Below are 26,500 nucleotides of genomic sequence, written 5' to 3'. Positions count from 1 at the left end.
CACCCACCCCGGGTCGAAGCCACCAGGAGCGGCCATGAGCCCCCGCCTCGAACGCATGCCCCGCCTCGGCAGCAGCCCCCGCGAGGAGGCCGGCCACTTCGGCGACCTGCCGCGGCTGCTCGTGGACCGCGGGACGACGGCGCCGCGGCAGGCCATCCAGGCGCTGCTGGCGTTCGGGCACCGCCCGCAGCAGTGCGTGGCCGTGCGCGACCAGGAGGGCACCGAGTGGCTGCTGGCGGCACTGGTGGCCGGCGGCCTGGTCGAGGTGCACGCGGAGGCCCGCGAGCCGTGGTCGTTCGAGGACGAGCAGGTGCCGTTCGGTGCCCGGGTGCGGGCGACGTGGCACCCGCTCGACACGGTGCGCGCCGTGCACTTCTCCGTGCCCGAGCTCGACGAGGCCCACGACGGGACCGCCCCGATGCGCGGCACGTGGACGATCCACCTGGCCGGGGGCGCCACGCTGCAGCTGGACTCCAGCGGCGAGGAGACCGCGCCCGGTGCCGCGGGCAGCGTCGAGGTCTTCGCGCAGGCCGTCACCGTCGCGCGCTGCCGCTGAGCGCGCCCCGCCGCGTGGGTCAGTCCGCCGGCCGGGGCCACCAGGGCGGCATCTGCGCGTAGACCGCCGCGGCCCAGGCCACGGAGTCCTTGTCGTCGGAGTGCGCCCACGCCTCGAGGGCGGTGGACAGCCCGCCGGCCCCGAACGGGACGGCGGCCCAGGCCTGGTCGTCCACGGCGAGCCCGGCCCGGGACATGAGGTCCATGGCGTACTGCATCCTCAGCGTCCACATGGCCAGCAGCGCACGCCTCAGCGGTGCGGACGCGTCGGAGTCGAGCCCCGCGCGGAAGAGCGTCCGCTCGCGCGCGACCAGCTCGAAGGTGTCGACCAGGTTGTCGCGCAGGCGCCGGCTCAGGGCCTCGAGGTCGAGCTGCTCGCCGTCGTCCACGCCGAGGGTGGCATCGACGCCGCCCACGAGCATGTCGGTGAGCAGCGCCGCGGGACTGGCGACGTGGGTGTAGAAGGTCGTGCGGCGGACGTCGGCGGCCCGGCACAGGTCCGAGACCGTGATGTCGTCGAGGGGCCGCTCCGCGAGCAGCGCCCGCAACCCCCGCCGCAGGGCGGCAACGGTGCGGGCGCTGCGCGGGTCACCCGTGGCGCGGTACGTCACGGGCGACATCCTCTCGCGCGGGTCGCTCACCTGGCCAGGCCGAACGGGGGCGCGTCCCGTGCGGGGAGCGACGAGGTGTTCACCAGACCAGGACGGCCTTCACGGCCTCGCCGGTCTGGGTGGCCTTGATCGCCGTGTCCATCTCGGAGAAGGGGTAGGTCGTGATGAGCTGGTCGAACGGGAACTGGCCGGCCCGGTAGAGGTCGAGCAGCCGGGGGATGAAGGTCTGCGGCACCGCGTCGCCCTCGATGGCGCCCACGAGGGACTTGCCCGCGCCGGAGAAGAGGCCCAGCGGGATGGTCGCGCCCGGCTTCGTCACGCCGATGGCGGCGATGGTGGCGCCGAACTGGGTGCCGGCGACGAGGTTCTCGATGACGGCGGGGACGGCCGTGGTGTCGACCGCGTACTTGGCGCCCAGGCCACCGGTGGCGGCCTTGATCTGGTCGGCGACGTCGTCGGCCTTGCCGTTGACGGTGTGCGTGGCCCCGAGCTTGGCGGCGAACTGCAGCCGCTCCTCGAGCACGTCGACGGCGACGATGGTCGTGGCGCCGGCGGCCTTGGCGGCCATGATCGCGGAGAGACCGACGGCGCCCGTGCCCGCGACGACGATCGACTCGCCGGCGCGCACACCGAGGCTGTTGAGCACGGTGCCGGCGCCGGTCTGGATGCCGCAGCCGAGCGGGCCGGTGAGCTCCAGCGGCACGTCCTCGGGCACCTTCACGGCGTTGCGCGGGGAGATCACCGCGTACGTGGCGAAGGAGGACTGACCGAAGAAGTTGCTGTGCAGGTCGTTGCCCTCGGTGTCCGCCAGGGCGGTGGAGCCGTCGGGGCGGGCGCCACCGAAGTTGTAGGGCCAGAAGTTCAGGCAGTAGGCGTTCTTGCCCTCGTCGCAGTTGGCGCAGTGGCCGCAGGAGTCGAACGAGGCCGCGACCTTGTCGCCCACGGCGAACTCGGTCACGGCGGAGCCGACCTGCTCGACGACACCGGCGCCCTCGTGCCCCAGCACGATCGGGAACGGGGACGGGATGTGACCGTGCTGGACCGACAGGTCGGTGTGGCAGAGGCCGGTGGCCGTGATCTTCACGAGGATCTCGTCGGCCCGGATGTCGCGGACCTCGATGTCGGCGAACTCGAACGCGGCGTCGGTGCCGGACAGGACGGCGGCCTTGGCGGTGGTCATGCGTACCCCTTCCAGGGTGATCGGGGACGGCCGCACGGGCGGCCGTGACGTGAGCGGGTGCCGGGATCGGCGAGTCGGGGTAGACCGGGACTTCTCGACACCCGTCGACAATCATGCCCGATATCTTGATATCAACACATGTCGGAGAACGTGGTCTCGCCCACGTGCACGCGAGGCCCGGAAATGACCCGCGACGACCCTGAAGTGGGCCCGAGATGACCGCGAAGATGGCCCCCCAGATGGGGCAGGGCCCGCCGTGATCCGGCGGGCCCTGTAGGGCGTGTGGGGCTCGAACCCACGACCCAAGGATTATGAGTCCTCTGCTCTGACCGACTGAGCTAACGCCCCGAGCACCGGGGGCGCAGCGCCCCCGGGTGCGCCGGGAGCGTACCCGGGCTCGGCCCGTGCGCGCCCACCGGGGCGAGCGCACACGGACCGCTGCGCGAGGCGGGGTCACTCGCAGCCGTCGACCCGCTCACCGCGGGCGGGCAGGGCGTCGGCGGCCGCCGGGTCGGTGGCGTCGAAGGAGCCGTCGGCCAGCGCCTCGGTGATGCCCTGCATGCTCGTCAGCGCCTCGCGCACCAGCGCACCCCTGTTCTTCTGCCCCGCCTCCTGCTGGCCGCGCTGCTCGATGAGGAGCGCCGGGTAGCCGTCGAGGCCGAGCCCGTTGCGGGCCGTGGTGGACGTGTCCGACTCCGGGTAGCGGGTCACCGTGGCGTGGCCGTCGCGCTCCAGGGCCGCGCCCACCACGGCCGCGGCGCGACGTCCGTCGGCGGCCACGGCCGGGTCGACGTCGGGGTGCGTCGACCACAGCACCGACATGGTGGCCATGTCCCCCTCGTCGGTCCGGTAGGTCACCTGGTGGTGGTAGTCGACCACCAGGTCCGGCTGGTGCTCGGCCAGCACGGCCTCCACCGCCGCGACCTCGGGTGCGGTGGCCGGGTCGGGGTCGGCGTCCGGGCCCCAGAGCCGGTTCAGGTCGAGGTCGGCGGAGTTGCGCCGGGGGTCGATGCCGTCGCGGAAGTCCTCGTCCGTGTAGCGCTCGAAGCCGTCGGGGTTGATGCGCGGCACGACGACGACGGTCACGGCCTCGCGCAGGGCGGCGGCCTGCGGGGTGTCGGCACTGATCTCGCGGAGGAAGGCGACGGCCGCCTCCGTGCCCATGGGCTCGTCGCCATGCTGCTGGGTCAGGATCGCCAGGGTGCGCGGCCCGTCGCCGACGACGGCCGAGTAGAGCGGCCGGCCGTCGAGGGACTCCCCCACGACGTCGAGGTCGAGGGCGTCCCGGCGCTCGGCCAGGGAGGTCAGCCGCTGCTGGAGCTCCTCGTGGGAGAGCAGGCCGGACAGCGGGACGGCCTCACCGCAGTTCCAGGGCCCGCCGGGGACAGGGTCGGCCGCGGCGGGGGCCACGAAGGCGGTCAGGGGCGCCGCGAGCACGGCCGCGGCGGCGAGCAGGCCGAGACGCCGCCGGGGCGCGCCGACGGCCGAGCGGGTGTCACCGCGCGTGGATGTGGGGCTGGTGGGCGTGGGGCATGCCGAGATCATGCGTCCTCCGTCGTGGGGGTGCTGCTGAGGTGGACGACCACCCGGTCGGGTGGCCGTGGTGCCCCTGCCTGCCCCGCGTCGGCGTCCCTCAAACCGGGGAGGGCGAGGTTCTCAGCGTCCGGGACGGGCGCGGGAGTACCACTCGGTGCCGAGGGCCACGGATCGCTGCTGGGGGTCGAGGGCGGCCACGACGCCGGGGGCCCCGCCCCGCTCGACCTCGCTGCGGTGCGCGAGGACGGCGGCCACCTTCGCCGGCAGCCACGGTCGGACGTCCAGGGTGAGCACGGCGTCGGCGTCCGGCACGGTGTGCCGGCTCCGTCGCTCCCCCAGCAGGGCCCGCAGCGAGGCGGCGGCACCGTGCGGGTGCGTGGCGAGCAGGACCTCGGTGGAGGTGAGGCCCGCGGCCTCCACCGCGGCCAGCGTCACCTCGTGGGTGCGCACGTGGTCGGGGTGCCCGGTGACGTTGCCCAGCGCGTCGTGGGTCAGCACCCGGGTCGGGGCCGTCGCGCGCAGCAGGGACGTGAGGGTCTCCGCGGCCTCGTGGAGGTCCAGGTCGAGGAGCCGGGGTGCGGCGGGCGCCGACTCCGGGACCCGGGCGTCGGCCCACCCGAGCAGCACCGGCGGGCGTCGCACGCCCAGCGCGGCCACCGCGCACGCCAGCTCGCGGGCACGCACGGTGCCCGGCGCCCAGGTCGCGGTCACGACCGTGACGTCGTCGCCCGCGGCGGCGTGCCGGGCCAGCATCCCGCCCACCGCGAGGGCCTCGTCGTCCGGGTGGGCGAGCACGGCGACGACGCGCTGCGGGGAGGACACGACGGACATGGTGCCGGGTCGCGGGGAGGGCGAAAAGCACCAGAGCCGCCGACCTGGTGGTCGGCGGCTCTGAGGTGGCTCCCCCGGCTGGACTCGAACCAGCAACCCTCCGGTTAACAGCCGAATGCTCTGCCAATTGAGCTACAGGGGATCGCTCCTTGCGGCGCCCGCACACTGTAACAACGCCGCTGCGCACGGATGAAATCGCGGGTCCGGCGGCCCTCGGCGGCCCAGGCGATCAGGCCCCGACGAGCCCCTTGGCCTCGGCCAGGAGGCCTCGCGCCACCTCGGCGACCCGGGGATCGGCAGGGTCGACCCCCTCGTCGAACTCGTAGAACCAGGAGAGCGCGCGATCACCGGTCGGGGCCCGCCGGACGACCACGCGGACGCCGGCCTCGCCGACCACGGCCCGGTGCCGCTGCACCACGACGGTGGCGGTGACGCGCTCGCGGACGAGGCGCAGGAGCGTGTCGGGGTCCTCCGGGTGCCAGCGGTGCACCGGACGGTCCGCGCCCCACTGCCCCACCTCGGACACCGTGAGCAGGCCGGACTCGGCGTCCCACTCGGCCGCCTGCACCCGCTCCCAGCCGACCGTCACCGTCGGCGTGCCACCGGGCGGGCCGGCGTGCAGCGCGGCGCGGGTGCCGACGAGCACGTCGCCCTCCTGCGTCGTCGCCGACACCAGCGGCTGCTCGCCGCGCACCCGCGGGCCGACGATCCTCCTGCTGCCGAACATCGCTGGTCTCCTCACGGGCGTCGGGTGGGCGCCGCCGTCGCGGCGGTGCGGCTCAGAGCGCGGCGGCGAGCCGGTCGCGCAGGCTGCGTCGGTGCTGCTCCAGGGCGGCGAGCTCGCCGAACATGCGGTTGTACTCCTCGACGTTGTCCACCGGGTTGGTGCGCTGCAGCTTCGACTTCACGTCGGCGATGCGGCGGGCCGCGGTGAGCTCGAGCAGGCGCAGGGCGTGCTGGGCGAGGTAGGGCCCGTCGGGCTCGCGGGCGATGGGCAGCGGCTCCACGGAGAGCGCGGCCACCAGGGCCACGGCCTCGGGGCTGCCCGCCGCCTGCCCGACGTGGGAGGCCCAGTGCTCGTCGGTCGAGCCGGCCAGCGGGCCGCCCAGGCCGGCCATGACCTCCCACAGCCCGCGGTACAGCGGGTGGGTGAAGTCCTCGGGGCCCAGCTCGCCGGTCGTGCGACCGACGACCATGGGGTGCTGCAGCAGGATCTTGAGGGTCTCCCGCTCGAGGGAGAACCGCGGGTCGCGCGGGTCCGGGCCGGTCGGGCGTCGCGGCGGCTCCGGGGCTTCCTCGCGCGGGTTGCGGCGGCGGGCGTCCCGCGAGGGCTGGGGCCCACGGGCGGCGGCCCGACGGACCTCGGCGCGCGCCTCGTCCGGGTCGATGCCGATCATCTGCGCGAGCTCGCGGGCGAAGGCGTCCACCTTGGCCTTGTCCCGGACGCTGGAGACCAGCCGCGCGGCCTCGCGCAGCGCGTCGACCCGGCCGTCGGCCCGGTCGAGGTCGTACTGCTCGAGGATGTTGGTGAGCACGAACCGGTACAGCGGGATGCGCTTGGCGACCAGCTCGCGGACCGCGCCGTCGCCCTCCGCCATCCGGAGGTCGCACGGGTCCTTGCCGGTGGGCTCGACCGCGACGTAGGTCTGGGAGACGAAGTTCTGGTCGCCCTCGAAGGCCCGCAGGGCGGCCTTCTGGCCGGCGGCGTCGCCGTCGAAGGTGAAGATGACCTCGCCCCGGAACTCCTCGTGGTCGGCCAGGAAGCGCCGCAGGACGCGGGCGTGGTCGTCGCCGAAGGCGGTGCCGCAGGTGGCCACGGCGGTGGTGATGCCGGCGAGGTGGCAGGCCATCACGTCGGTGTAGCCCTCGACGATGACGGCCTGGCTGGACCTGCCGATGTCGCGGCGGGCCAGGTCGATCCCGTAGAGCACCTGGGACTTCTTGTAGATCGGTGTCTCGGCGGTGTTGAGGTACTTGGCCTCGATGCGGTCGTCGTCGTGCAGACGCCGGGCACCGAAGCCGATCGTGTCGCCCCCGGGCTCGCGGATCGGCCACAGCAGGCGGCCCCGGAACTTGTCGTAGGGCGAGCGACCGACCGCCACCAGCCCACCGACCGTCATCTCCTCGATGGAGAAGCCCTTCTGGCGCAGGTGCCGGTAGAGGTCCTCACCTCCGCGCGGGGCGTAGCCGAGGCCGAAGTGCTCGGCGGAGGCCTGGTCGAAGCCGCGCTCGGCGAGGAACCGACGGGCGACCACCGCGTCCGAGCCGGGGGCCATCAGCTGGTCGGCGTACCACTCCTGCGCGACGCGGTGGGCCTCGAGCAGCCGGCTGCGCTGCGGCCCCTTGGGACGCTCCGGGGCGCCGTCGCCGTCCTCCCGCTCCAGCGGGATGCTCACCTTCTCGGCGAGCCGCTCGACGGCCTCGGCGAAGGAGAGGGCGTCGATCTTCATCAGGAACGAGATGGCGTCCCCGCCCTCGCCGCACCCGAAGCAGTGGAAGAACCCACGGCCGGGGTTGACGTTGAACGACGGCGACTTCTCGTCGTGGAACGGGCACAGGCCCTTGAGGGAGCCACCGCCGGCGCGCTTGAGCGTGACGTACTGGCTGACGACGTCGTCGATGCGGACCTTGTCGCGCACCGCGGCGATGCTCGTCTCGCGAATCCGGCCGGCCACGACGCGATCCTACGGGCGCCCCGGGCGCGGCGTGCAGCCCGCCCGGGACCCCTGTGGAGACCCGCTCGTCCGGGGGCTCAGTAGGCACCGTCCATGACGTTGTCGAGCGGCTGCCCGGCAGCGAACTTCTCTAGCTGGGAGCGCACGAGCCGGTGGGCCCGGGGCCACATCGCCGTGCTCGCGCCACCCACGTGCGGGGAGATGAGCAGGTTCTCCAGCGCCCACAGCTCGCTGTCGGCGGGCAGCGGCTCCTCGGGGAGCACGTCGACGGCGGCACGCAGGCGGCCGGAGCGGAGCTCGGCGACGAGGGCCGAGGTGTCCACCACCGGGCCGCGGGCCATGTTGACCAGGAGCGCGCCGTCGGGCATCCGGGCGAGCAGGTCGGCGTCGACCAGCCCGCGCGTCTCGTCGGTGAGCGGGCAGATGAGGACGACGACGTCGGCGTCGGCGACCAGGTCGCCCAGCTCGGTGAAGGCGTGGACGTGGCCGGCGTCCGTGTCACGGGCGGTGCGCGCCACCCGCACGACCTCGACCTCGAACGGGGCGAACCTGGCCTCGATGGCCGAGCCGATGGACCCGTAGCCCACCAGCACGACCTTCCGGTCGGCCAGGGCGGTGCGCCAGGGCGTCGTCCAGCGGGACGCCTGCTGGTCGCGCACCATCGCCGGCACGCCGTTCATCGCCGCCAGGGTGAGGGTGAGGGTCAGCTCGGCGGTGGAGGTGTCGTGGATGCCACGGCCGTTGCACAGGGTCACGCCCTCGGGCACCACGCCGCGCACGTTGTCGACGCCCGCGGAGAGCACCTGGAGCACCTGGAGGCTGCTCATCTGCGGCACCGCCTCGGCCACCGCGGGGCTCATCCCGTAGGGCGCGACGAAGTAGGCGACCTCCGAGACCGAGGCCGGCACCTGCTCGCGCGGGTCGACGTGCTCGTAGCGCAGGTTCGTGGGCAGGCCCTCACCGAGGTCGGCGGGGTCGAACGGCAGCCAGACGAGGGGATCGCTCATGGGACCGAACCTAGTCCGACGGCTGTCGAGGCGATCACCCGCCCGGACGGTGGGCGGACGTGCGCGCCTCCGGTCTCGCGACAGGACTTCGTCCTTCCTCGACCATCGGAGGTCAGGCCTCGGCCTTCCTCGACCACCGGTGGGCGCCGGTGCGAGCAGGTGTCAGCAGAGGCGCTGGTGCCAGGCGACGGCGGAGGCGTCGGTGAGGCTGGCGACCTGGTCGACCACCACGCGCAGCCGCCCGGCGTCGTCCGCCGCGTCGCGCCAGTCGTCGGCGAACGGGCGGTCGAGCACCTCGGGGCCGCGCTCGCACAGCACGGTCACCAGCTCGGCGAGCAGCTCGCGCTGGCGCTCCAGCAGGGCCAGGCGCTCGTCGGTCTGCATGACGTAGTGGGCGGCCACGCCCTTGAGCAGGCTGATCTCGAGCAGGGTGCGGCGAGGCACGACGAGGTCGGTGGCGTAGCGGACGAAGGGGCCGTCAGCAGCGGCGGACGTGGCGGTCTGCACGTCCCCGCAGAACCGACCGATGAGGTCGCTGGTGAGGTTCTTCAGCGCCGCGAGGGCGGCTCGGCTGCCGTCGTGCGCGCGGCCCGGCCAGGAGCCGACCGCTCGCAGGTCGGCGAGCACGGCGGCCAGCGTCGCGTCGTCGGCGTCGGGCACGTACCAGGTGCGCACCGTCTCGCCCAGCGCGGCCACGTCGAGCCGGGTGAGGTCGATCTTGCCGGCCACCACCCCGTCCTCCACGTCGTGCACGGAGTAGGCGACGTCGTCGGCGAGGTCCATCACCTGGGCCTCCAGGCAGCGTCGGCGGGACCCCTCCCCCGTGGGCGCCCCGCGGCGCAGCCAGGTGAAGACGGGGAGGTCGTCGTCGTAGACACCGAACTTCACCACGCCCCGGGGAGTCCCGTCGGTGTGCACCCCGCCGGCCGGCTCGGCCTCGTCCCGCGTCCAGGGGTACTTGGTGCAGGCGTCGAGCGTGGCACGGGTGAGGTTCAGCCCGACCGAGCGGCCGGCGGCGTCCACCGACTTGGCCTCCAGCCGCGTCAGCAGCCGCAGGGTCTGGGCGTTGCCCTCGAACCCACCGCAGGACTCGCTGACGGTCGCGAGCAGCCGCTCGCCGTTGTGCCCGAAGGGCGGGTGGCCGAGGTCGTGGGCCAGCGCGGCCGTCTCGGCGATGTCGGGCTGCGAGCCCAGCGCCCGGGAGAGGTCCCGCGCGACCTGGGCGACCTCGAGGGAGTGCGTGAGCCGGTTGCGGACGAAGTCGTCGCTGCTGGGACCCACCACCTGCGTCTTGGCCGCCAGGCGGCGCGAGGACGCGGCGTGCACGACGCGCGCGCGGTCGCGCTCGAACGGGGTCCGCTCGGGGGCGTCCACCCGCTTGGGCGGCTCGGGCACGAGACGTTCCGCCGCAGCGGCGTCGTAGAGGTCGTCGGCGTCCATCGCGGGCACTCTAGGGCCCAGCACCGACCGTTCGTCCGGCGGTGCCGAGCACGGCCCCCACGGGACCTGTCGACCCGGCGCGCTCAGTACGTGGTGACGTGCACGTGGTCGTAGTGGTTCGCGGTGGTGGAGCCCCGGTCCTCCATCGGCCGCCAGCCCTCGCTCGCCCGCTCCACCGACCAGATGTGCTGGGCGTAGATCAGGTACTCGATGTCGAGCGCGGAGTAGTTGGCGCGCAGGTAGTCGGCGACGTCCCAGCCCAGGTCGCCGGAGACCATGACGTCGATCGCGAGGCCCTGGCTGTGCTCGCCGTCGCTGCGGAACGTGCCGTAGGAGGTGATCTCGGGCCAGCGCGCGCACACGGCCTCGTGCGTGGCGACGACGCCCGCGCTCACGCCGGAGGGCACCGAGGAGCCGTTGGTGCAGGTGCCACCGGTGCCGCGGGCGGCGGTGGTTCCCGAGCCCGCCGTGGCGTCCTCGGTCTCCTCGACCTCGGTCGGGTCCTCGTCGGAGAGGTAGCCGGCCGTCACCCAGCGCGCGGTGCCGCCGACGACGACCTCCTCGCGGCCACGCAGGGACCGCCCGGTCACGAGGACCTTCTGGCCCTCGTCGAGCAGGCCGGCCTGCTTGCTGTCGGCGGCCGGCGTGCGCCAGAGGTTGAGCGGCGCGGTGGCCCACAGCCGGGTGTCCGCCGCGGCCGCGGCCCGACGGACGGCCCGGTCGGAGAGCACCCGCTGCAGCGTGCGCTCGGCGGGCGTCAGGGCGGCGCGCCGGGCCGCCGCGCGGGCGGCCCGCTGCTCGGCCGGCGTGGTGCGGGGAGCGGTGCGGTCCAGGCTGCGGCTGAGCACGTCGCGCGAGGTGGTGACGGCCGGGGGCGCGGTGTCGACCGCTGCCTCGCCGGGCAGGGACAGCCCGTCGTCCAGGGTGTAGGAGACGGACGTCGCCGTCACGGTGGCCTCGTCGACCTGACCGCTGCCCGCGGCGACACCCACGGCCACGGCACCGCTGGTCGCCAGGAGGGCGACGGGGGCCGCGACGAGGGTCGCGAATGAGGGCCGGGGGCGTCGCGCGGGGCGCGCCGCGTGGCCTCCCTTGTCTCGGGTGACCGCGTCTCGGGTCGCTGCGTCTCGCTTCACGTGGGGTTCAGGGCCTTCGTGATCGGGGCTCGTGGTCGTGCAGCACCAGCAGGACTGGTGGCTCTGGGTCCGGTAGCCAAGCACATCTGGTACTTGAATCGGCAATCGGGCCCATCATCTGCCCATTCCTGATGAACGTGCGGCAGAACCGCCGACCGCGGCGGGCGGGACGCCAGCAGCGACTCAACCGCCGGTGGGCGCGCCCGCGTCCTCGGTGATCGCGCACCGGGCACCGTCGGTGTCGTCGAGCCACCCCTCGGGCAGCACCACCTTCGACCGCGGCGAGCCCTGGCGGCCGCGCGGCGTGCCCAGCTCGGAGACCGGGAACGGCTCGGTCGGGTCGAGCTCGGCCAGCAGCCGGTCGACGTCCTCGAGCGTGACCACGAGGGCGAGCGCCTTGCGCAGCTCGCCCCCGGCGGCGAAGCCCTTGAGGTACCAGGAGACGTGCTTGCGGAACTCCTTGCAGCCGCGTTCCTCCCCCATGTGCTGGCACAGCAGCTCGGCGTGCCGCCGCATCATGCCCGCGACCTCGCCGAGGGTGGGCAGGGTGGCGACCTCCTCGCCGGCGAACGCCGCGGCCAGGTCGCGGAACAGCCAGGGACGCCCCAGGCAGCCGCGGCCGACGACGACGCCGGCCACGCCGGTCTGCTCGACCATCCGCAGGGCGTCGGCCGCCTCCCAGATGTCCCCGTTGCCCAGCACGGGGATGTCGACGGCCTCCACGAGCGCGGCGATGGACTCCCAGTCCGCCTGGCCGGAGTAGGCCTGCGCCACCGTCCGTCCGTGCAGCGCGATGGCCGCGGCGCCGGTCTCGGCGGCGATCCGGCCGGCGTCCAGGAACGTCAGGTGGTCGTCGTCCAGGCCCTTGCGGGTCTTCATCGTGACCGGCACGCCGAACGGCTCGGCGGCCTTCACCGCCTGCTCGAGGATCTCGCGCAGCAGCCCCCGCTTCCACGGCAGCGCACCGCCACCGCCCTTGCGCGTCACCTTGGGCACGGGGCAGCCGAAGTTGAGGTCGACGTGGGCGACGCCGTGCTCCTCGCAGAGGATCTGCACCGCGCGACCCACGTAGTAGGGGTCGGTCCCGTACAGCTGCACCGAGCGGGTCGTCTCCAGCTCGTCGAAGACCAGCATGTCCTGGGTGTGCTGGTCGCCCTCGACCAGGCCGCGGCTGGTGATCATCTCGCAGACGTAGAGTCCGGCGCCCTGCTCCGCGCACAGGCGGCGGTAGGCCGCGTTGGTGATGCCGGCCATCGGCGCGAGCACCACGGGTGCGTCGACGTGCAGGTTCCCCAACGTGAGGCCTGACGTCGGACCGGGGTGGGGCGCGGTGGTGGCGGCGGACATGACCTCCATGATCCGCCGGTGGCGGGCGCCGCGCGAATCGACTGCCGGCGTCCCTAGAGTGAGGCGGGTGGACACCGACGGCGTGCTGGAGATGCTCACCGAGGTCGCGGCCGAGGTGATCACGCCCCGCTTCGGCCACCTCGACGCCGCGGACGTGGCCAGCAAGGCGCACCGCTTCGACCTCGTCACGGTCGCCGACCGCGAGGCCGAGCAGGTCATCACCGCGCGCCTGCGCGGAGCCTTCCCGGACGCCGTCGTGGTCGGCGAGGAGGCGGTGGCGTCGGACCCGGGCGTGATGACAGGGGTCGCGGCGCCGCGCGCGTTCACGGTCGACCCCGTCGACGGGACGCGGCACTTCGTGGCCGGGTCCCCGGACCACGCCGTGATGCTGGCCGAGCTCCGGGCCGGCGAGGTCGTGCGCTCCTGGATCTGGCAGCCGCAGCACCGCCGCGCCTTCGTGGCCGAACTGGGAGGCGGCGCGTACGCCGACGGGGAGCGGCTGCGGCCGTCGTCCACCGGGGCCTCGCGCCTGGTCACCGCCACGGCCTGCGGCATCGACTACCCGCGGCTCGCGCTCGGCGAGGCCCGGCTCGGGGTCTTCCCCAAGACCAAGCCCTGGGACCACGCACCCGGCTCCCTGCTGCTCAGCGAGGCGGGCGGACGCGTGGGCTCGCCCACCGGGCGGCCCTACTCCCCTGGCACCTGGACAGGTCGGCTGCTGGTCGCGCACCGCCCGTGAGCGGTCCCTCCCGGCTCAGCGCTTGCCCGACTTCTTCGTGATCTTCTTCTTCGCGCCCACCGCCACGACCTTGCCCTTCCAGGTGATGGCCGCGACGTCCTGCGTCGGGCGGAAGGCGATCGACTCCAGCGAGCCGTCGTCGGGCACGAGGTAGACCAGGCAGGTGGTGACCTTGCTGCCCCGGGCGAACCCGCGCGGGAAGGAGTCCGACGGGCAGGCGTCGAAGCGGCTGGCGAACTGGGAGGACTCCACGAGCACGCCGTCACCGTCGCTGAGGTACAGCGGGGGGCGCTGACCGGCCAGGTTGGTGCGGCCGAGGTTGGTGAAGGTGGCGGTCACGAAGTAGGGCCGCGACGACTTCACCGAGGCCGGCAGCCGCCACCCGGAGAACGAGCGGGCGAACGTCGTCCGCTGGAGCCTGGTCACCTTGATCCGCAGCACCCCGACCTTCTTCTGGCTCACCCGGTACGCCACGGTCGCGGGCTCCCCCACCTTCAGCGAGGTGCCCTCGGGGGTCAGGGTGACGCCGTCCGGCACCGGCAGCGTGGACGTGGCGGTCGGCTCGGACGCGGCGGTGCCGGCGCTCGTGGCACCGTCGGCGGGGTCGTCGTCGCCCGAGCACGCCGTGAGGGCTCCGGCCAGCAGCACGGCCCCGGCCAGCAGCGCGGAGGCTGCGGCCGGGGCCGTGCCCCGGGTGCTGCGCGAGCGTGTGCGGCGGGGGGTGATGCTCATCCCGCCATTGTCCACACGGATCAGGAGCCAATCAGGCGACCCGCCATGAAGGAGACGACCTGGTCCAGCGAGACGCGCTGCTGGTTCATGGTGTCGCGCTCGCGGATGGTCACCGCGTCGTCCTCGAGGGTGTCGAAGTCGACCGTGACGCAGAACGGCGTGCCGATCTCGTCCTGGCGGCGGTAGCGCTTGCCGATGGCGCCGGCGTCGTCGAAGTCGACGTTCCAGTGCTTGCGCAGCTCGGCGGCGAGGTCCTTGGCCTTGGGCGAGAGGTCGGCGTTGCGCGAGAGCGGCAGCACCGCGACCTTGACCGGCGCCAGGCGCGGGTCGAGGCGCAGCACGACGCGCTTGTCGACGCCGCCCTTCGTGTTCGGCGCCTCGTCCTCGTGGTAGGCGTCGACCAGGAAGGTCATCAGGGAGCGGGACAGACCGGCTGCCGGCTCGATGACGTAGGGCGTGTAGCGCTCGCCGGCGGCCTGGTCGAAGTACGACAGGTCCTTGCCGGAGTGCTCGGCGTGGGTGGACAGGTCGAAGTCCGTGCGGTTGGCGACGCCCTCGAGCTCGCCCCACTCCGAGCCCGGGAAGCCGAAGCGGTACTCGATGTCGACGGTCCGCTTGGAGTAGTGGGAGAGCTTCTCCTGAGCGTGCTCGTAGTGCCGCAGGTTGTCGGGGTTGATGCCGAGGTCGGTGTACCAGGCGGTCCGGGTGTCCAACCAGTACTGGTGCCACTCCTCGTCCTCACCCGGCTTGACGAAGAACTCCATCTCCATCTGCTCGAACTCGCGGGTGCGGAAGATGAAGTTGCCCGGCGTGATCTCGTTGCGGAACGACTTGCCGATCTGCGCGATGCCGAACGGGGGCTTCATCCGCTGGCTGGTCACCACGTTGGCGAAGTTAAGGAAGATGCCCTGGGCGGTCTCGGGCCGCAGGTAGTGCAGGCCGGACTCGTCCTCGACGACGCCGAGGTAGGTCTTGAGCAGGCCGGAGAACTGCTTCGGCTCGGTCCAGGCGCCGCGGGTGCCGCAGTTGGTGCAGGCGATCTCCGACATCGGCACGGTGTCCGGGTCGTCGATGCCCTTCTTCTCGGCGACGGCCTCCTGCAGGTGGTCGGCGCGGAAGCGCTTGTGGCAGGACTGGCACTCGGTCAGCGGGTCCGTGAAGGTCGCGACGTGGCCGGAGGCCTCCCAGGTCTTGCGCGGGAGGATGACGGAGGAGTCGAGGCCGACGACGTCGCCGCGCGACTGCACCATCGAGCGCCACCACTGACGCTTGATGTTCTCCTTCAGCTCCACACCGAGCGGGCCGTAGTCCCAGGCGGAGCGCGTACCGCCGTAGATCTCACCGCACGGGTACACGAAACCTCGACGCTTCGCGAGCGAGACGACGGTGTCGACGACGGACGGCGGCGGCTTGGCCACAGGAGTTCCCTTCAGGTGAAAAGACCGCCGGCTGGCTGCCGGCGGCGGATGAGCGACCTCAGCGTAACGACCGGGGTTCGGCCACGTTCAGGTCGGTACCGGGCTCGAGCACCTCGTAGGCGCTCGGCTCGTCGAGGGCCCGGTAGAGCAGCGGGTGCACGCGCATCTTGATCTCCGTGGACGACAGCGCACGGCGGTAGGTGCCCACGCTCTCCCAGCGCGTCTGGAGGACCCACAGGTCCGGGTCGTCGACGTTGCGGCCCACGTGGCCGTCCTCGAAGCCGGGCCGCTGCCCCAGCAGGTCCAGGGCGAGCAGGACGTCGGCGCGGAACCCCTCCGCCTCGGCGGCGGGGACACGGAAGCGGGTGATCACGAGCACGCGCTCACGCTAGCCCGCCCGGATGGGGCGTGCCCGTGGCGCCTGGGTAGCGTCGGGCCGGTGAGCACCAGCACGGGCCAGGCGCCCCTCCAGGTCGTCGTCATGGGCGTCTCCGGCACCGGCAAGTCGACCGTGGCCGCCGCGCTGCGCGACCGGCTGGGCTGGGGCTTCGTCGAGGGCGACGACCTGCACCCGGCGTCCAACGTCACCAAGATGGCCCACGGCACGCCGCTGACCGACGAGGACCGCTGGCCCTGGCTGGACCGGGTGCGCGCGGCGATGGTGGACCGCTCCGGGGCGGGCGAGCACACCGTGGTGACCTGCTCGGCCCTGCGCCGCGCTTACCGGGACCGGCTCCGCCAGGACCTGCCCGGAGTCTTCTTCCTGCTGCTCGACGCCCCGTTCGACGTGCTCGAGCCGCGGGTCGCCGGGCGTGCCGACCACTTCATGCCGTCCTCCCTCCTGCGCTCGCAGGTCGACACCCTGGAGACGCTCGAGGGCGACGAGGACGGCGCCGTCGTGGACGTCACCGCCGCGCCGGAGGTCGTGCAGGACGAGGCGGAGGGCGCCGTGCGCCGACGGCTGGAGCGCTGAGGCTCAGGCCTGCGGCGGCACGACCTCGTTCGGCAGGGCGCCGCCGTAGCGCCGGTCCCGCGAGGCGTAGGTCTCGCAGGCCCGCCAGAGGGCACGACGGTCCACGTCGGGCCACAGGACGTCGGTGAAGACCATCTCGGCGTAGGCGGCCTGCCAGGTCATGAAGTTGGAGAGCCGCTGCTCGCCGGAGGTGCGCCACACCAGGTCGGCCTCGGAGTGCTCCGGGACGTAGAGGTAGCGGGCGAAGACCTTCTCGTCGATCTTGTCGGGCTTGAGCCGCCCGGCGGCGACGTCACGGGCGATGGCCCGGGTCGCGTCGGCGATCTCGGCGCGCCCGCCGTAGTTCACGCACATGGTGAGCGTGCAGACGTCGTTGTCCTTGGTCAGCTCCTCGGCGACCTGGAGCTCCTTGATCACCGACTTCCACAGCCGCGGCGCACGTCCGGCCCAGCGCACGCGCACCCCGAGCTCGTGCATCTCGTCGCGTCGGCGGCGGATGACGTCCCGGTTGAAGCCCATGAGGAAGCGCACCTCGTCGGGGCTGCGGGACCAGTTCTCGGTGGAGAACGCGTAGGCCGAGACGGCCTTCACGCCCAGCTCGATCGCGCCCTCGACCACCTCGAAGAGCGCGGCCTCGCCCGCCTCGTGGCCCTTCGTGCGGGGCAGCCCGCGCTCCTTGGCCCAGCGTCCGTTGCCGTCCATGATCACCGCGACGTGCCGGGGCACCAGGTCGGCCGGGATCGGCGGCGGGGTGGCGCCGGAGGGGTGCGGGGTCGGGCGACGGACGGCACGCTTCACGACCGGTGAGCCTACGACCCCGTGCCGGCTCCCGCGCGGGCCGGGACGCCCGCGGGCGCGATCAGCGCTCGACGTAGGCCATCGAGCGCAGCCCGCGCTCGAGGTGCCAGGCCAGGTAGGCGCCGACGACGCCGCTGGCCTCGCGCCGGGCGCGGGGCTCGGAGGCCGCCACGGTGGCCCAGTCGCCGGTGAGCAGCGCGGAGAGCAGCGTGACGGTCTCCGCCGCGGGGCTGGAGGAGCCCGGCACCCGGCAGGTGGCACAGAGCGCCCCGCCCATGCCGGGGTTGAACCAGCGGTGCGGCCCCTCGAGGCCGCACCGCGCGCACCCGTCGAAGCAGGGGGCGTAGCCTGCGACCGAGAGCGCGCGCAGCAGGTAGGAGTCGAGCACCTGCGCGGGGTCGCTGCCCTCGCGGCCGGCGACCAGCGCCCGCAGCGCGCCCGCGAGCAGCAGGAACTGCTGCACCGCGGGCTCCTTCTCCTCGGCGACGAGCCGCTCGGCCGTCTCGAGCATCACGGTGCCGGCGGTGTAGCGGTCGTAGTCCTCCCCCACCTTCTGGGCGAACGGGGTGACCGTCTCGGCCTGGGTGATGGTGTCGAGGCTTCGCCCCTCGGCCAGCTGGAGGTCGACGTGGGTGAACGGCTCGAGCCGAGCACCCCAGCGCGAGGACGTCCGACGGACCCCACGGGCGACGGCGCGCACCAGCCCGTGCTGACGCGTGAGCAGGGTGATGATGCGGTCGGCCTCGCCCAGCTTGTGGGTCCGCAGCACGACCGCCTCGTCGCGATAGAGGGGCACCTGAGCATTGTGCCGCGCCGGACCGACAGCGGGAGTGTCGCCGCGCTGGCCCCGCAACAGGTCCGCGTACGCCAGAATGGGTACATGACCATGGGTTCCCCCACCCGGGCCGGGTCCCCCGCCGCGCCCGCGAGCGCCCCCGGGGGCGCCCCCACGGGCACCGGCGCCGGCCGTGCCGGTGCAGGCCGCGGGGCGTCCGACCCGTCGGGGCAGGGCCTGCTCGTCGCCCTGGTCGTGGCCGTGCTCGTGGTGGTGGTCGTCGTCGGCAGCGGGGGCCGGCTGGGCACCGACGGCGCCAGCGTCCGCGTCATGCCGACCGTGGTGGCCGCCCTCTCTGGCCTCGCGGTGTGGCTGCTGGCCCGGGCGGGGACCCTCGGCCGGCTGGTCGTGGTGGCCCTGCTGCTCGTGCCCGCCCTCGGGGTGGCGCACGGCGTGGTGGTCGGTGGCGGCCTCGTCGAGGGCCTGCTGCTCGGCGCCATGGACTCCCTGGCCTGCGTGCTGGCCGCCCTCGTCCTGCGCGGCGGCCCGCACACCGTGTGGACCGGCCTCGAGGGCGTCCCGTCCCTGGGGAGGCTGCTGGTCGCCTCGGGCGTGGGCGGGCTCGTCTTCGGCGGCGCGTTCGCCATCGCTGCCCTCCTCCTCGACTCGGCCGGCGAAGACTCGCTCGTCGTCGCCCGCCACGCCTCGGCCGCGTTCCTCACCTGGGGCGCCTGGTCGGCCCTCGTGCTCAGCGCCCTGGGCGCACCGCCGCCCGTCCCCGGCGCGGGCCCCCGCGCGGGCGAGGGCCTGGCGCAGGTGGTGCTGGTCTCGCTGGCCTTCCTGGTGGTCTTCTCCCCCGCCCAGTCCCTCGCGCTGACCGCCATGCCCCTGCCCCTGCTGGCGTGGGCCGCGCTGCGGCTGGGCTCGCGGGCGACCGCGATCGAGCTGCTGGTGGCCGCCGCCTACGTCACCATTACCACCGACGCCGGGTGGGGCCCCTTCGGCGAGACCGAGGCCGGCACCGCGACGGTGGACGCGGCGCTCCTGCCCAGCGTCGTGCAGGGCTACCTCGTGTGCTCCCTGCTGCTCTCGCTGCCCCCGGCGCTCCTGCTGCACCAGCGCCGCATCCTCGCGGTCGCCCTGGAGCGCGAGCAGCACCTCTTCGGCCGCCACTTCACCGACTCCGCCTTCGGCAACCTCCTCCTGGAGGAGGACGTGCAGGGCACCGCCCGCGTCACCCGGGTCAACGACGCGGCCCTGGCCGCCCTCGGCCGCTCCCGCTCCAGCGTCCTGGCACTGCCCCTCGAGGCCCTCGTCGAGGTGGACGTGGTGGCGCGGCTGACCTTCGCGATGCAGATCGGCGAGCCCTGGCGTGGCCGCGCCCGTGTGCCCGGCCGGCCCGGGGCCGAGGTCGAGCTCGGCGTGACGCGGGTCAGCGGACCCGACGAGCGCCCCGCCACCTGGTCCGCCCAGCTGCTCGACGTGACCGAGGAGGAGGCCGCCCGCCGCCGGGCCGAGGACGCCGAGCGGCTCACCGACTCCACGCTCGCCACCACGGCCGCGATGATCGTGGTGACCGACCCCGAGGGGCGGGTGCGGCTGGTCAACGACGCGGCCACCCGGGTGACCGGCTGGACGACCGCCGACCTGGCCGGCCGGCACGTGTGGGAGACCGGGCTGCTGCCCGGCGCCCGGGCCGACCTGGAGGCACTCGCGACCTGGCCCAACCGCTCCGGGGCGCCGGTGGTGCGCGAGCGCAGCCTCGCCACCTCGACCGGTGCCACCCTGCGCGTGCGGTGGAGCGACAACGCGGTGCGGGACGCGACCGGCCAGGCCCGGATGCTGGTGCTCACCGGCATCGACGTGACCGAGGAGCGCGCCTCGTCCGCCCTCGTGGAGCACCTGCTGCGCGCGCCCGTCGGGACCGTGCTGCTGGGGCTGGACGAGCAGGGCACCATCCAGGTGGCCAACACCGGCGCGGAGCTGGTGCTGGGCCGGGCGCCGGCCGACCTGCTCGGCACGCCCGCCATCGACCTGGTCGACCCGGCCGACCTGGTGGAACGTTTCGGCCAGGAGGGCGCCGGCGACGGGTTCCGGGCAGCGCTCGCCTCCGCCGACCGACGCGACCAGGACCCGGCCGGGGCCACCGACTGGGTGGTCGTGGGGGCGTCCGGCGACCTGCTGACCCTGTCGGTGACCGTCACCCGCGTGGACGAGCCCGCGTCCCGCTCCCGGTTCCTCGTGGTGGCCCGCGACGTCACCGAGGAGCGGCGCCTGGTGCAGCAGCTGCGGGCGCTCGACAGCGCCAAGACCGACTTCGTCATGACGGTCTCGCACGAGCTGCGCACGCCCACCACCTCCATCCTCGGCTACTCGCAGTTCCTCGCCGAGGAGCCGCTGGAGCCCGAGCAGCTGCAGATGGTGCAGGCCGTGCTCCGCAACGCCCGCCGCCTCGCCGCGATGAACGAGGACCTGCTCTTCCTCGCCCGCCTCGACGCCGGCGTGGTGGACAGCAGCCAGAGCACCGCGGTGGACCTCGGCGAGCTCGCCACGGCCCTGGGCTGCACCCGCGAGGACGAGGCGCGCGAGCGCGGCCTCGCGCTGCGGATCGACGCCGAGCCCGGCGCCCGGGTGCAGGGCGACGCGGCCCAGCTGACCCGGATGCTCGACAACCTCATCGGCAACGCGCTGAAGTTCACCGACGCCGGAGGCAGCGTCACCGTCACCGTGGGCAGCGTCGGGGACGAGGTCAGCCTCGTCGTCGAGGACACCGGCATGGGCATCCCCGTGGACGAGCAGGACGGCTTGTTCCAGCGCTTCTACCGCTCCTCCACCGCCGTCCAGCGCGCGGTGCAGGGCCCGGGTCTCGGGCTCTCGATCGTCGCGGCCGTGGTGGCCGCCCACGCCGGCCGCGTCTCGGTCCGCTCGGCCCACCTCGAGGGCGCCACGTTCAGCGTCGCGCTCCCCCGGGCCGCGGACGAGCAGCGACCGGCCGGGCGGCACGCCGCCGTCGTCCCGCACGACTGAGCCGCTCCGGAGCACCGACGCCGAGCCGGCCCGGTGCGGGCCGACTCGGCGTCGGGTTGCTGCCACCGGCGTGCTGCCGGGGTGCTGCTCGGCTCAGGCGGAGCGGTTGACCGCGCTCACCACGGCCTTCATGGAGGCCCGGACGATGTTGGCGTCGATGCCGACGCCCCAGAGGATCTGGTCCCCGACGCCGCACTCGACGTAGGCGGCGGCCAGGGCGTCGCCGCCGGCGGAGAGGGCGTGCTCGGTGTAGTCGAGGACGCGGACGTCGAAGTCCTCCTCCAGGCCGTTGATCGCCGCGACGAACGCGGAGAGCGGGCCGTTGCCCTCACCGGTGAGGTGGCGCTTGTCGCCCTTGACGTAGACGTCGGCCTCGATGTGGTCCTTGTCCCCCTCGGTGGTGGAGCGGGACACGGAGTTCACCTTGAGCGGGGAGTCCTTCTCCAGGTACTCGGTGCGGAAGACGTCCCAGATCTGCTCCGGGGTGATCTCGCCGCCCTCGGCGTCGGTGCGCTGCTGGATGACGCGGCTGAACTCGATCTGCGCGCGGCGCGGCAGGTCCAGCTTGTGCTCGGCCTTGAGGACGTAGGCCACGCCGCCCTTGCCGGACTGGCTGTTGACCCGGATGACGGCCTCGTAGGAGCGGCCGACGTCCTTGGGGTCGATCGGCAGGTACGGGGCCTCCCACGGCAGGGTGTCGACGTCCACGCCCTGCTCGTCGGCCTGGCGCTGCAGGTCCTCCAGGCCCTTCTTGATGGCGTCCTGGTGGGAGCCGGAGAAGGCGGTGTAGACGAGGTCGCCGGCGTAGGGGTGGCGCGGGTGCACGGGCAGCTGGGTGCAGTACTCGACCGTGCGGCGGACCTCGTCGATGTCGGAGAAGTCGATCTGCGGGTCGATGCCCTGGCTGAACAGGTTCATGCCCAGGGTCACCAGGTCGACGTTGCCGGTGCGCTCGCCGTGACCGAACAGGCAGCCCTCGACGCGGTCGGCGCCGGCCATCAGGCCCAGTTCGGTGGCGGCCACGGCGGTGCCGCGGTCGTTGTGCGGGTGCAGCGAGATCGCGGAGTGCTCGCGCCGGGTCAGGCCGCGACCGAAGTACTCGATCTGGTCGGCGTAGGTGTTCGGCGTCGACATCTCGACGGTGGCCGGCAGGTTGAGGATGATCTCGCGACCGGCCTCGGGCTGCCACACGTCGGAGACGGCCTCGCACACGGCCAGCGCGAAGTCGGTGTCGGACTGGGTGAAGATCTCGGGGCTGTACTGGTAGCCGAAGCCCGCAAGGTCGGAGCCCAGGGTCTGCTCGGCGTACTTCATCACCAGCTCGGTGCCGCGCACCGCGATGCCCACGCACTCCTCGGGCGTCACCTTGAACACGACGCGCTGGAACAGCGGGGCGGTGGCGTTGTAGAGGTGGACGCTGGCGTTGGCCGCGCCGGCGATCGACTGCACGGTGCGCTCGATCAGGTCCTCGCGGGCCTGGGTGAGGACGGAGATGCGGACGTCGTCCGGGATCTTGTCGCCCTCGACGAGCTGCCGCACGAAGTCGAAGTCGGTCTGGCTGGCGCTCGGGAACCCGACCTCGATCTCCTTGTAGCCCATGGCCACCAGCAGCTCGAACATCTTCATCTTGCGGGCCGGGCTCATCGGGTCGATCAGCGCCTGGTTGCCGTCGCGCAGGTCGGTGGACAGCCACCGCGGCGCCTTCTCGATCTTCTTCGTCGGCCACGTCCGGTCGGGGACGTCGACGGGCACGAAGGGGCGGTACCGCTCGACCGGCATGCCGCTGGGGGCCTGGGTGTTGGCGGTGTTGCTCAGGTGGATCCGGGACGTGCTCATGAGAGTGCTTCCTCGATGGTGTGCGCGCCAGGCACAGAGGGTCCGGCGCTGAGAGGGGCCGGCGCGCGCGAGTCACCCGCAGCGAGGAGGTCCGGCTGGCTCAGACCCCGCTGCGGCGACCAAGGAGGAGGCGGCGCGTCATGGTGCGTCCAGGGTAGCGCAGGCCGGGCCCGGTGCGTACCCGGTGCCTGCCCGGTGCGTCCCCGGTGCGTACCCGTGGCCGGCACGCGGCCACGTCCACGGACCCGGCGCGACGCACGCCACCCCCCTCCGGAAAGTTTCACCACTACGGGTGAGGCTCTAAGAGTGCAGGTCAGGACACTCCCGCACTAGTTTCCCTGGCATGTCGTCCCCTCCCCTGAGGATCGGCCTCCTCGGCGAGCCCGAGCTGGTCGTCCGCGGCCTCGGCCCGCTCCTCGCCACCGCCGACGAGGGGGCCGTCGACCTGCGGGTCGTGCCCGCGGCCACCGCGCAGCACGAGGTCGACGTCGTCCTCCTCGACCCGCAGCCGCCGGACGGCCGCGGCCCGGCGTCGCGCACCGCCTGGATCGCCGGCGTCGCACCCGCGCGCGTCCTCGCCTGGACCTGGCGCCTGCACCCGGCCGTGGTCCGCGGGACGCTGGCCGCCGGCGCGCACGGGATCGTCGCGAAGTCCGCGCCGGCCGCCGAGCTGCTCCGTGCCATGCGCACCGTCGCGGGCGGCGGCAGCGTCGTGCCGCCCACCGAGCCGATGTTCCCCGGGCTCTCGGACCGGCAGTCCGAGGTGCTCGTCCTCATCGGCCAGGGGCTGTCCAACGACGAGATCGCCGCGACCCTGCGGGTGTCGGTGAACTCGGTGAAGACCTACATCCGCGAGATCTACAGCCGCACCGGCACCTCGCGCCGCACCCAGGCGGTGGCCTGGGCGCACCGGCACGGCTGGTCGCACTGAGCCTCGCGCCTCCGTTGTCGGAGGGGCGGCCCTCAGCCGACCGAGGGGTCCGGGCTCTCCGCCTCCCGGGTGGCGATCGCGAGCAGGTCGCGCACCGGCCCGGCCGGCGGACGCGACGACCCCGCCCACACGGCCCGCAGGGGCCGGGCGAGGTCGAGACCCTCGGTGGGCACGAGGACGACGGCACCCGACCGCGCCGCCGGCTCCGCCGCCCAGCCCGACACGAACGCGGGCGCGCCGCCGGCCCGCACCGAGGCCAGCACGGCGGCGGTCGAGGTCAGCTCGGACTCGCTGCGCAGCCGTCGTCCCGTGGCCGCCGCGACGGTGCCCTCCAGCACCGCCCGCGTCCCCGAGCCGGGCTCGCGCAGCGTGAGCGGCCGCTCGGCGACCTCGGCGGGGGTGATCGGCGCGCGACGACGGGCCCAGCGGTCGTCGGGCGCCGCCACGAGGACGAGCCGGTCGTGGCCGACGGTCGCCGAGGCGAGTCCCGCCAGGTCGACCGGTCCCTCGACGAAGCCGAGGTCGCACTCGCCGGCCCGCACGGCGGCCACCACCTGCTCGGAGTTCACCGCCCGCAGGCTGGCGGCGACCTCGCGCTGGCTGCGCAGGCGCACCAGCCAGCGCGGCAGCAGGTGCTCGGCCGTCGTCATGGAGGCGTGCACGCGCAGCTCGCGCGAGCGCCCGTCCGCCAGCGTGCGGACGGCGGCGGCCACCTCCTCGGCGCGCACGAGCAGGTCGTGGCTCCACTCCACCAGCAGCCGCCCGGCCGGGGTCAGCGCCGAGCCGCGGGCCCGGCGCTCCACCAGCGTGAGTCGGGTCCGGGTCTCCAGCGCCCGCAGCCGCTCGGACGCGCTCTGCTGGGTCAGCCCCAGCGCGCGGCCGGCCGCCGCGATGCCACCGAGCCGCTCCACCTCGGCCAGCAGCCGCAGGGAGGCGAGGTCGGGGAGGTCGGAGGGCTCGTGCAGGTCGGGCACGGGTCGACCCTAGGGCCACGGCGCCGGGCCGCCGGAAGGCGCTCCGCACGGGTCCGGCGGGTAGCATCCGACGCCGGCTGCCCGTGCACCCCGAGCACGTCGTCGCCGCGCACCCGCGCACCCCGTCCGCCCCGCGAGAGGAAGCCGTGCCCCGCCGCCCCCTGCGTGTCACCGTCGCCACCCTCGGCGTGGCCCTGTGCGCGGGCCTGGCCACCGCCCTGGTGGGGTGCACGACGGACGCCGGCGCCGACGGCGGCGAGGCGGGCGACGACCAGCTGACCGCGCCGGCCAGCGGCGCCTGCTACGACCTCTCCCCCGACGACGTCGCCCGCGACACGAACGCCTCCGGCACCGTCGAGTGCGCAGCGCGGCACACGGCCGAGACCATCGCCGCGGGCGACCTGCCGGAGCGCTTCGCGGACGCGGACCGGGACGCCGACGCGCTGGCCGCCTGGGTCCACGAGAAGTGCACGACGCGTTTCGAGAAGCACCTGCGCGCCGACGAGTCCACGGCCATGCGCACGCTGCTGTCGTGGGTCTGGTTCCAGCCCACCGACGCGGCCTGGGAGGCCGGTGCCCGGTGGTTCCGCTGCGACCTCGTGGGCGGCGGGCCCGGCCTCGACGGCTACCGCTCCCTGCCCGAGTCCACGGTCGGCCTCCTGCGGGAGCCTTCGGACGCGTGGATGCTCTGCTCCGACGGGGAGACGCTCGAGAGCGGCGGCCTCGTCGACTGCACCGAGGACCACCGCTGGCGGGCCGTGACCACCATCAAGGTCGTGCCCTACCCCGATGCCGAGTACCCCGGTGACGAGGAGGTCGAGGCGACCACGCAGGACTACTGCGAGGACTCCGTCAACGCCTGGCTGGGCTACCCCACCGAGTTCGACTTCGCCTACACCTGGTTCGGGCAGGACGCCTGGCAGCAGGGCAACCGCCGCTCGGTGTGCTGGGCGAGGACCCAGGCATGAGCGGGCGTCGACGGGCACGGCGCTCCGCCCGCGCGGTGCTGCTGCGCGTGCTCGGCGCGCTGGTGGCCCTGGCCGTGGTGGTGGGACTCGCCGTCGTCGGCGTCCGCTGGGTCACCGGCGACGACACGCCGACCGCCTCGTCCGGCGGCGCCGGCACCGCCGCGTCCGACGCCACGCCCTCGGTCGCCGACGGCACCTCCTCGACCGAGGCCTCGCCCTCGCCGTCCGCGTCGTCCTCCGCGGCCGGTGCCTCCCCGTCGACGTCGTCGGCGGCAGGCGGCTCGGCCTCCGCGTCGCGCACGGCCACGCCCGCGGCCGACCGCCCCCGCGACGGCGCCTGCTACCGGCTCGGCTACGACGCGGTCGTCTCCCCCACCAACGGCGCGCGCAGCGTCGCCTGCCGGACGAGGCACACCGCCCAGACCTTCGCCGTGACCACGCTGGACACGGTGGTCGACGGCCACCTGCTCGCCGTCGACGCCGACCTGGTGACCAGCCAGGGCCAGGACGTCTGCCCGGCCCGGCTCGTGCGCTACCTCGGTGGCGGCGAGGAGCAGTGGCGGCTCTCGATGCTGCGCAGCGTCTGGTTCACCCCCAGCCTGGACGAGGCGGCGGCCGGTGCCTCCTGGCTGCGCTGCGACGTCGTGCTCCGCTCGGGCAGCAGCCTGGGCCGCCTGGGCACCGACCTCGAGGGCGTCCTCTCCACCCAGGACGGCCGCGACACCTACGGCATGTGCGGCACCGCGGAGCCCGGCACGTCCAGCTTCTCCCGGGTGCCCTGCCGCGAGAACCACTCCTGGCGGGCGATCAGCACCGTCGACGTCAGCGGGGACGACGGCGCCTACCCCGGTCGGGCGGCCGCCCGTTCCGCCGGCCAGAGCACCTGCGAGGACGCCGGCCGCTCGGCCGCGGACGACGCCCTGGACTTCCAGTGGGGCTACGAGTGGCCCACCGCCGAGCAGTGGGACGCGGGCCAGACGTGGGGCTACTGCTGGGCCCCTGCCTGAGCCC

General features: G+C 74.1%; 24 protein-coding genes and 2 tRNA genes. 7 read left to right on the top strand and 19 right to left on the bottom strand.

Going from position 1 to position 26,500, the window contains the following annotated elements; genetic code table 11:
• The first annotated feature begins 34 nt into the window (after positions 1–34).
• On the top strand, positions 35–556 hold the full coding sequence (locus M8330_RS18495) for a hypothetical protein (RefSeq protein WP_250828519.1): 522 nt from the start codon (positions 35–37) through the stop codon (positions 554–556).
• A 19-nt stretch (positions 557–575) separates the two neighbouring features.
• Here the strand turns inward: M8330_RS18495 and M8330_RS18490 are convergent, their stop codons facing one another.
• The 12 genes from M8330_RS18490 to dusB form a co-directional block, all read right to left on the bottom strand.
• The gene (locus tag M8330_RS18490; protein WP_250828518.1) at positions 576–1,166 is read right to left on the bottom strand and encodes a TetR/AcrR family transcriptional regulator; all 591 of its coding nucleotides are present in this window, start codon (positions 1,164–1,166) and stop codon (positions 576–578) included.
• Between the two features lie 79 nt (positions 1,167–1,245).
• Positions 1,246–2,346, bottom strand: a complete 1,101-nt coding sequence (locus tag M8330_RS18485; RefSeq protein WP_250828517.1) for an NAD(P)-dependent alcohol dehydrogenase — start codon at positions 2,344–2,346, stop codon at positions 1,246–1,248.
• A gap of 274 nt (positions 2,347–2,620) precedes the next feature.
• Positions 2,621–2,694 (bottom strand) — tRNA-Ile (locus M8330_RS18480).
• Positions 2,695–2,799: 105 nt separating this feature from the next.
• A complete protein-coding gene (locus M8330_RS18475; protein ID WP_250828516.1) occupies positions 2,800–3,891 on the bottom strand; it encodes a M14 family zinc carboxypeptidase in 1,092 nt (363 codons plus the stop codon).
• A gap of 111 nt (positions 3,892–4,002) precedes the next feature.
• Positions 4,003–4,704, bottom strand: a complete 702-nt coding sequence (locus tag M8330_RS18470; protein ID WP_250828515.1) for a PIG-L deacetylase family protein — start codon at positions 4,702–4,704, stop codon at positions 4,003–4,005.
• 75 nt (positions 4,705–4,779) lie between these two features.
• Positions 4,780–4,855 (bottom strand) — tRNA-Asn (locus M8330_RS18465).
• Positions 4,856–4,942: 87 nt separating this feature from the next.
• Complete coding sequence (locus M8330_RS18460) at positions 4,943–5,440, bottom strand: hypothetical protein (protein WP_250828514.1); 498 nt, start codon at positions 5,438–5,440, stop codon at positions 4,943–4,945.
• A 52-nt stretch (positions 5,441–5,492) separates the two neighbouring features.
• The gene (gene dnaG, locus M8330_RS18455) at positions 5,493–7,388 is read right to left on the bottom strand and encodes a DNA primase (RefSeq protein WP_250828513.1); all 1,896 of its coding nucleotides are present in this window, start codon (positions 7,386–7,388) and stop codon (positions 5,493–5,495) included.
• A gap of 77 nt (positions 7,389–7,465) precedes the next feature.
• Positions 7,466–8,395, bottom strand: coding sequence for a 2-hydroxyacid dehydrogenase (locus tag M8330_RS18450; protein WP_250828512.1), 930 nt, complete (start codon positions 8,393–8,395; stop codon positions 7,466–7,468).
• Between the two features lie 162 nt (positions 8,396–8,557).
• Complete coding sequence (locus M8330_RS18445) at positions 8,558–9,835, bottom strand: deoxyguanosinetriphosphate triphosphohydrolase (RefSeq protein ID WP_250828511.1); 1,278 nt, start codon at positions 9,833–9,835, stop codon at positions 8,558–8,560.
• Positions 9,836–9,918: 83 nt separating this feature from the next.
• On the bottom strand, positions 9,919–10,785 hold the full coding sequence (locus tag M8330_RS18440) for a VldE C-terminal domain-containing protein (RefSeq protein ID WP_250828510.1): 867 nt from the start codon (positions 10,783–10,785) through the stop codon (positions 9,919–9,921).
• A 369-nt stretch (positions 10,786–11,154) separates the two neighbouring features.
• The gene (gene dusB / locus M8330_RS18435; protein WP_250828509.1) at positions 11,155–12,318 is read right to left on the bottom strand and encodes a tRNA dihydrouridine synthase DusB; all 1,164 of its coding nucleotides are present in this window, start codon (positions 12,316–12,318) and stop codon (positions 11,155–11,157) included.
• A 67-nt stretch (positions 12,319–12,385) separates the two neighbouring features.
• On the opposite strand from dusB, the gene M8330_RS18430 reads away from it, so the two are divergent.
• A complete protein-coding gene (locus M8330_RS18430; protein WP_250828508.1) occupies positions 12,386–13,057 on the top strand; it encodes an inositol monophosphatase family protein in 672 nt (223 codons plus the stop codon).
• Between the two features lie 15 nt (positions 13,058–13,072).
• Here the strand turns inward: M8330_RS18430 and M8330_RS18425 are convergent, their stop codons facing one another.
• The 3 genes from M8330_RS18425 to M8330_RS18415 are packed head-to-tail and all read right to left on the bottom strand — an operon-like array spanning position 13,073 to position 15,586.
• A complete protein-coding gene (locus M8330_RS18425) occupies positions 13,073–13,789 on the bottom strand; it encodes a hypothetical protein (protein WP_250828507.1) in 717 nt (238 codons plus the stop codon).
• A gap of 20 nt (positions 13,790–13,809) precedes the next feature.
• Entirely contained in the window at positions 13,810–15,207 is a 1,398-nt protein-coding gene (locus tag M8330_RS18420) for a glycine--tRNA ligase (protein ID WP_372490265.1), read from the bottom strand.
• 58 nt (positions 15,208–15,265) lie between these two features.
• On the bottom strand, positions 15,266–15,586 hold the full coding sequence (locus M8330_RS18415; RefSeq protein ID WP_250828506.1) for an antibiotic biosynthesis monooxygenase family protein: 321 nt from the start codon (positions 15,584–15,586) through the stop codon (positions 15,266–15,268).
• 60 nt (positions 15,587–15,646) lie between these two features.
• Here M8330_RS18415 and M8330_RS18410 point away from each other — a divergent pair, with 60 nt between their 5' ends.
• Positions 15,647–16,180, top strand: coding sequence for a gluconokinase (locus tag M8330_RS18410; RefSeq protein ID WP_250828505.1), 534 nt, complete (start codon positions 15,647–15,649; stop codon positions 16,178–16,180).
• Between the two features lie 3 nt (positions 16,181–16,183).
• Here M8330_RS18410 and M8330_RS18405 read toward each other — a convergent pair whose 3' ends face one another.
• Together M8330_RS18405 and recO are read right to left on the bottom strand one after the other, a co-directional pair.
• On the bottom strand, positions 16,184–16,978 hold the full coding sequence (locus M8330_RS18405; RefSeq protein WP_250052397.1) for an isoprenyl transferase: 795 nt from the start codon (positions 16,976–16,978) through the stop codon (positions 16,184–16,186).
• Between the two features lie 61 nt (positions 16,979–17,039).
• A complete protein-coding gene (gene recO / locus M8330_RS18400; protein WP_250828504.1) occupies positions 17,040–17,774 on the bottom strand; it encodes a DNA repair protein RecO in 735 nt (244 codons plus the stop codon).
• 84 nt (positions 17,775–17,858) lie between these two features.
• Here recO and M8330_RS18395 point away from each other — a divergent pair, with 84 nt between their 5' ends.
• Entirely contained in the window at positions 17,859–20,780 is a 2,922-nt protein-coding gene (locus M8330_RS18395) for an ATP-binding protein (protein ID WP_250828503.1), read from the top strand.
• A 93-nt stretch (positions 20,781–20,873) separates the two neighbouring features.
• Here M8330_RS18395 and leuA read toward each other — a convergent pair whose 3' ends face one another.
• Positions 20,874–22,616 (bottom strand): 2-isopropylmalate synthase, encoded by a 1,743-nt coding sequence (leuA, locus tag M8330_RS18390; protein ID WP_250828502.1) that lies wholly within the window; start codon positions 22,614–22,616, stop codon positions 20,874–20,876.
• A gap of 343 nt (positions 22,617–22,959) precedes the next feature.
• On the opposite strand from leuA, the gene M8330_RS18385 reads away from it, so the two are divergent.
• Positions 22,960–23,547, top strand: a complete 588-nt coding sequence (locus tag M8330_RS18385; RefSeq protein WP_250828501.1) for a helix-turn-helix transcriptional regulator — start codon at positions 22,960–22,962, stop codon at positions 23,545–23,547.
• 32 nt (positions 23,548–23,579) lie between these two features.
• Here M8330_RS18385 and M8330_RS18380 read toward each other — a convergent pair whose 3' ends face one another.
• Positions 23,580–24,521, bottom strand: a complete 942-nt coding sequence (locus M8330_RS18380; protein WP_250828500.1) for a LysR family transcriptional regulator — start codon at positions 24,519–24,521, stop codon at positions 23,580–23,582.
• 146 nt (positions 24,522–24,667) lie between these two features.
• Here M8330_RS18380 and M8330_RS18375 point away from each other — a divergent pair, with 146 nt between their 5' ends.
• Complete coding sequence (locus M8330_RS18375; protein ID WP_250828499.1) at positions 24,668–25,489, top strand: septum formation family protein; 822 nt, start codon at positions 24,668–24,670, stop codon at positions 25,487–25,489.
• Entirely contained in the window at positions 25,486–26,496 is a 1,011-nt protein-coding gene (locus M8330_RS18370; RefSeq protein WP_250828498.1) for a septum formation family protein, read from the top strand. The genes M8330_RS18375 and M8330_RS18370 overlap by 4 nt, the downstream gene beginning before the upstream one ends.
• Positions 26,497–26,500 lie beyond the last annotated feature (4 nt).

Source organism: Nocardioides bruguierae (assembly GCF_023656415.1).
Classification (GTDB): domain Bacteria; phylum Actinomycetota; class Actinomycetes; order Propionibacteriales; family Nocardioidaceae; genus Nocardioides; species Nocardioides bruguierae.
The sequence above is the reverse complement of the archived record's forward strand: the minus strand, read 5'-3'. Positions and strand labels throughout refer to the sequence as shown.

Excerpts from the sequence above, each read along its gene's own strand:
- M8330_RS18495 (WP_250828519.1), top strand. The coding sequence starts at position 35 with ATGAGCCCCCGCCTCGAACGCATGCCCCGCCTCGGCAGCAGCCCCCGC.
- M8330_RS18485 (WP_250828517.1), bottom strand. The coding sequence starts at position 2,346 with ATGACCACCGCCAAGGCCGCCGTCCTGTCCGGCACCGACGCCGCGTTC.
- M8330_RS18475 (WP_250828516.1), bottom strand. The coding sequence starts at position 3,891 with ATGATCTCGGCATGCCCCACGCCCACCAGCCCCACATCCACGCGCGGT.
- M8330_RS18460 (WP_250828514.1), bottom strand. The coding sequence starts at position 5,440 with ATGTTCGGCAGCAGGAGGATCGTCGGCCCGCGGGTGCGCGGCGAGCAG.
- M8330_RS18450 (WP_250828512.1), bottom strand. The coding sequence starts at position 8,395 with ATGAGCGATCCCCTCGTCTGGCTGCCGTTCGACCCCGCCGACCTCGGT.
- M8330_RS18445 (WP_250828511.1), bottom strand. The coding sequence starts at position 9,835 with ATGGACGCCGACGACCTCTACGACGCCGCTGCGGCGGAACGTCTCGTG.
- dusB (WP_250828509.1), bottom strand. The coding sequence starts at position 12,318 with ATGTCCGCCGCCACCACCGCGCCCCACCCCGGTCCGACGTCAGGCCTC.
- M8330_RS18425 (WP_250828507.1), bottom strand. The coding sequence starts at position 13,789 with ATGAGCATCACCCCCCGCCGCACACGCTCGCGCAGCACCCGGGGCACG.
- M8330_RS18395 (WP_250828503.1), top strand. The coding sequence starts at position 17,859 with ATGACCATGGGTTCCCCCACCCGGGCCGGGTCCCCCGCCGCGCCCGCG.
- leuA (WP_250828502.1), bottom strand. The coding sequence starts at position 22,616 with ATGAGCACGTCCCGGATCCACCTGAGCAACACCGCCAACACCCAGGCC.
- M8330_RS18385 (WP_250828501.1), top strand. The coding sequence starts at position 22,960 with ATGTCGTCCCCTCCCCTGAGGATCGGCCTCCTCGGCGAGCCCGAGCTG.
- M8330_RS18370 (WP_250828498.1), top strand. The coding sequence starts at position 25,486 with ATGAGCGGGCGTCGACGGGCACGGCGCTCCGCCCGCGCGGTGCTGCTG.